This is a genomic window from Chromobacterium sp. ASV23, assembly GCF_016428945.1.
Classification (GTDB): domain Bacteria; phylum Pseudomonadota; class Gammaproteobacteria; order Burkholderiales; family Chromobacteriaceae; genus Chromobacterium; species Chromobacterium sinusclupearum.
The window spans coordinates 1-4,323 of record NZ_JAELTR010000112.1; the positions used below are offsets into that span (position 1 = coordinate 1).

The following is a 4,323-nucleotide window of genomic DNA, read 5'->3' on the forward strand; positions in this document are numbered from 1 at the left end:
CTCGTTCGGTCACCTGCTTGACGGCTTCAATCTTGAACTCTTCGGGGAAACGCGGTTTGCTCATGACACCTCCTTGTAGGGCCTAGTGTGAGGCTCTTGCGGTGTCTAGGAAAGCGGGGGCGATTCAAGATGTCGTCACCAGATGGTATGGATTTGCATGTTTCAATATTTATCAAGTGCTCGGGATTGATTCCCGTCAGTTCATAAACATCTTGAACGGAGTATGCCAGAGACTCACGAAGTTGTTTGAGTCTAGATGCAATTGTGTTTATATCTATGTTCATCAATTATCTCGCTCTGACACTATTGAACATTGAGGATGGTCTAGGCTATTTAATTTATAGATTTTCTAGATAGTTGGCCCAGAAGCTCATCATCTTCTTCCTTTCCAGCATGTATTCTGCTCGGTTTTATGCTGCACGTACTTTGTTGCCTTCAATGTGAGACAGTTGCCGCTCAATAGCATCTGGATTGAAGCCTTGCTCATTGAGGATGGTCGAAGCTGTCGAGCAGAATCCATGCACATCCGCTTTACCCTTGAAGCTCATGCTATGAAGCGCTCGCCGCAAAGTCTCAGGTGACATTGAACGACGTGGATTGTTGCGATTTGGAAATAAGTGTTCTCGCCCACCGGTTATGCTATTGAGCTGTTTTAACACTTCGATGGCCTGCTGCGAAAGGGGTACAAGGTGAGGCGAAGCAGTTTTCTTGGATTTCTCCGGCAACTTGCGATGCTCTGGTGGGATGATCCACAGCGCCTTGTCGAAGTCGATTTCCTCCCATCTGGCTATGGCCATTTCTCCGATGCGAGTGAAGGTCAGCAGCATCCGCTTCATCATCAGCTTGGTCTGCACATTGCCATCGTACTTCTCCAGTGCTTCCAGAAAGGCGGGATGTCCTCGCGCATCAGTGCCTTGCGCGGGGTGGATTGCTGGCTTTTGAGAGCGTCGGTCAGCGGCGCGGCCGGGTCGCTGTCGCAACGGCCGGTCAGGATGGCCAGGCGGAAGACGGCTGAGCAGCGTTGCCGCAGGCGCTTGGTGGTGCCGATGTTTCCGGCGCTCTCCACCTTGCGCAACACTTCCAGCAGTTCCAGCGGGCGAATCTCGTGGATTGGCCTGTCCCCGATGTAGGGGAAGATGTGGGTCTTCATGGCGGACAAAACGCGCTCGCTATGGGCGGCGTACCATTCGTGGCTTTCCCTTGCATGCCACTCCAGCGCGATGGCTTCAAAGGTGTTGGCGGCGGCTGCCAGCTTGATCACCTTATCCATCTTGCGCATCGCAGCGGGGTCTTCGCCATCGGCGATCTGCTTGCGGGCGTCGTCGCGCTTCAGCCTGGTTTCTTTCAGGCTTACTTCCGGGTACACGTCAAGCGCCAGCAGCTTCTCTTTGCCATTGATCCGATACTTCAGCCGCCAATACTTCGCGCCGGTGGGCATGACCCATAGCGACAGCCCCTGTCCATCGGTGAGCTTGAGGTGTTTGCCATCCTCGCGGGGCTTGGCGCATTTGATGGCGGCGTCAGTAAGGGGCATGGGGGTACTCCTCGCTTTGGGGGTATCGAAATCTGGGGGTACACAAGATGCCACCAATCATACCCCCACGTACCCCCGGCTTTGTCTGGATGGTTTCGGACGGCTTTGGACGTAAAAAAAACCGCAAAGCCTTATTTGGCGCGGGTTTGTGGACTTTCTCGGACTGCTTTGGAAGTGTGGGTGGCGCCCCGACAGGGATTGAATTGATGTTTCAGTGATCTGTTTTTAAATGAGTTTTATTGTTGTTTGTTTTTGTGGTGCCCCCGGATGTGCCCCCAGGAAGTAATCTTGCTAGACAGAGTGATGAGTTCAGCCCCAAGGAGTTATTCGTTGCAAGCCCGACTAGGGATCTCTTACGGCCGGAGCTGCCATTCTGCTTGCTAGCCCGACTGGTCCGGAATGTGCCGATTACCAGACGCTCAGCCAAATATCGAGCTGATTGTTAGATTCGCTAACTGATCGTAGAGTCGTGATCAGTCATAGTTTTATCGGGTGGATACATCAAAATAATTATGCAATTAGATTTGTCGTGCTACCTAGCGTGACCTCATGTCGTTCAGTAACTCCTTGGCTGCTGGAATAGCTTCTGAGTATCCTTCGCTATCGCTCTTCTTGACGAAACCGATGAGGATGGCTTGCTTGCGATCAGCAAGTTGGCTAAAGATTATTCTGACCGCGCCGCCCTGCACGGCACTGAATCGCAGTTCGCGCATGCCTTCTGCATCTTTTAGGGTTTTAAATAGAGGTTCGCCTCCCTGGAATTGCTTTGCGTTTGCCAATGCAAACTTCGCTCCGACACGGCGTCGCAAATCTGCTGGCAGATCACGTTCCCACTCCAGAAATGGGGCACTAAATCGGCATTCCGGAAACCGCATACTTAGCGATAGTCCCTCATTACGGAGCGTTGTTCCAAGTTCTACTCCATGGGCACGACAGGAAACATTATTGAGGAACGATGGTTCGGTATTAGTTTTTCCCTCAACATAGTTTAAAAATTCGATTTGGCCGTTAAGCCACCTGTCGGATGTGGCAATACTAAGCAGGGCCGCATCGAGATGCCATGCCAAGGCGATTGTGTCGACCGATCCATCATAGGGCGCGTCCGGAAAATAGAAACACTCGCTAGCAAGTTTGTCTATTTCGTCGCTGGTCAGAAAATCTAGTGCTGGAGACTTGTCTTCAATTTCCAGAAGCGCCAACTGCAAATCTTGTTCACCCTTATGGGTTAATTCTTCTAGAAAATCACCATATGAAAAACCGGGTGCAAGCACAAATTGGGAAAGGCTCGCAGTTACGTCTGCATACAGCGCATAGCGATCATCACCTATTCCTACTTGCAACATTCCGCGCGCCGCATCAATAAGCAAGCCCGTTGCAGCTTCTTTGCTCCCTGCAGGGAAGCTGAGTTTATTGAGAACAAAGTAATGGTCCATTGAATGCTATCGTGCCAATCGTGCTCGGTTCCTCAAGGTTTGGTCGAAAAATCCTTTGGGCCAAAAATTGAGTTTTCCATTCGCCGCGAGTTTGGGGGTCTCCATCATGGTTTCACCATTGGTTGATCTTGCGAAGAAGTGAAATTGAGCATCCTGAGCATTTAACTCACCATCGCGCACGGCTATTCGAATGCCGTCCATCAGATGGTCGCTATGGGTTTCAATGAGCAATTGAAGCCCGCAACGTGCTCCCAGTGCAAGCAGCCGACCTAGTGCGGTCTGCCCTTGAGGATGAAGATGTGCTTCTGGGTTCTCAATCATTAACAGTACGCCTCTGCTAGCCTTCTGCTCTTCCCACTCCCCCCCCCATGTGCACTCCCATCCGTTGGATGGAGCTTTGGCGCTAAGACCTAATACAGCAGTAATAATCGGCAAACTGTAACTGAGCCCAAAGCCAACGTTTGTAGGCCGAAACGAGTTAAACTCGATTCGAGATGTGTCGCGCTTTCGGTCAATATCATATTGAAGGTCAATGCCTGGAGAAACTTCTGTTAGCCAAGCCGCAAGTTGATACTCCAGCGTAATGCCCTGGGCCGCAGGGTGGCGTAACGGCTCCTGAACGATTGTATTGTTAAGGGAGTCCAAGAAGCCCACGATATATTCTCCTTGGTTCCCGATGTAGGGCAATTCTTCGGCACCTAGATGCCTCCTAATTGGCAGCGTGACTTCCGGCCCCCTTCTAGCAGCAGACAAATAATAAGCCATCGGAGCCGTTTTTGGAATCTCGCAAGAGTTGTCCGTTAGAAACAATGACGCAGTGGTGCCATTGTTGAAGGTGCCGACAATCTCAATTCGCTCATTGCTAGAAACAGACTTGCATCGCAGTTCTTCAACGCCACCGTGTCCTTCTAGCATTGGCGGTCCCTGTTCTTCAAAACTATCACACAACATACGAATGGTCTGAAGAACCGAACTTTTTCCGCTATTATTGAGACCGCTCAATAGTGTTAAAGGTCGTAGCGAGACGCTAATTTCCTTTAGCGACTTGAAACCTTTAACTTTAAGTTCGCGAAGCATTCTTATAACTCCAGGGCATTGGAAACAAGTGCATTCAGATTGCTGTAGCGATAGCGGACGGCAGTTATTGACGATGCGTCTCGGCTAATTGCACGCTCAAATTCATCTCTCTTAAGTAGCTCTTCGTAGGGGGGGGGGGGGGGGGGGGGGGGACGCTGCCGACGACAGCACGGAGGTGTAGTTCTCGGTGGTGGGCGGGTCATGAGAGAGGGGGGGGGGGGGGGGGGGGGGGGGGGGGGGGGGGGGGGGGGGGGGGGGGGGGGGGGGGGGGGGGGGGGG

At 51.8% G+C, this 4,323-nt stretch carries 4 protein-coding genes; all 4 read right to left on the reverse strand.

Translation table 11 applies throughout. From position 1 onward, the window contains the following. Positions 1-410 precede the first annotated feature (410 nt). The 4 genes from JHD59_RS21615 to JHD59_RS21630 all read right to left on the reverse strand — a co-directional run bounded on the left by JHD59_RS21615 (position 411) and on the right by JHD59_RS21630 (position 4,044). A complete protein-coding gene (locus JHD59_RS21615; RefSeq protein ID WP_199155781.1) occupies positions 411-854 on the reverse strand; it encodes a site-specific integrase in 444 nt (147 codons plus the stop codon). Next, on the reverse strand, positions 839-1,534 hold the full coding sequence (locus tag JHD59_RS21620) for a DUF4102 domain-containing protein (protein ID WP_199155782.1): 696 nt from the start codon (positions 1,532-1,534) through the stop codon (positions 839-841). The genes JHD59_RS21615 and JHD59_RS21620 overlap by 16 nt, the downstream gene beginning before the upstream one ends. Positions 1,535-2,070: 536 nt before the next feature. Then, positions 2,071-2,967: a type II toxin-antitoxin system RelE/ParE family toxin gene (locus tag JHD59_RS21625; protein ID WP_199155783.1), complete on the reverse strand. Its 897-nt coding sequence runs from the start codon at positions 2,965-2,967 to the stop codon at positions 2,071-2,073. A gap of 6 nt (positions 2,968-2,973) precedes the next feature. Next, on the reverse strand, positions 2,974-4,044 hold the full coding sequence (locus JHD59_RS21630; RefSeq protein WP_199155784.1) for a DUF3696 domain-containing protein: 1,071 nt from the start codon (positions 4,042-4,044) through the stop codon (positions 2,974-2,976). Positions 4,045-4,323: the final 279 nt, after the last annotated feature.

Coding starts and splice junctions, on each gene's coding strand:
- JHD59_RS21620 (WP_199155782.1), bottom strand. CDS start 1,534: ATGCCCCTTACTGACGCCGCCATCAAATGCGCCAAGCCCCGCGAGGAT.
- JHD59_RS21625 (WP_199155783.1), bottom strand. CDS start 2,967: ATGGACCATTACTTTGTTCTCAATAAACTCAGCTTCCCTGCAGGGAGC.
- JHD59_RS21630 (WP_199155784.1), bottom strand. CDS start 4,044: ATGCTTCGCGAACTTAAAGTTAAAGGTTTCAAGTCGCTAAAGGAAATT.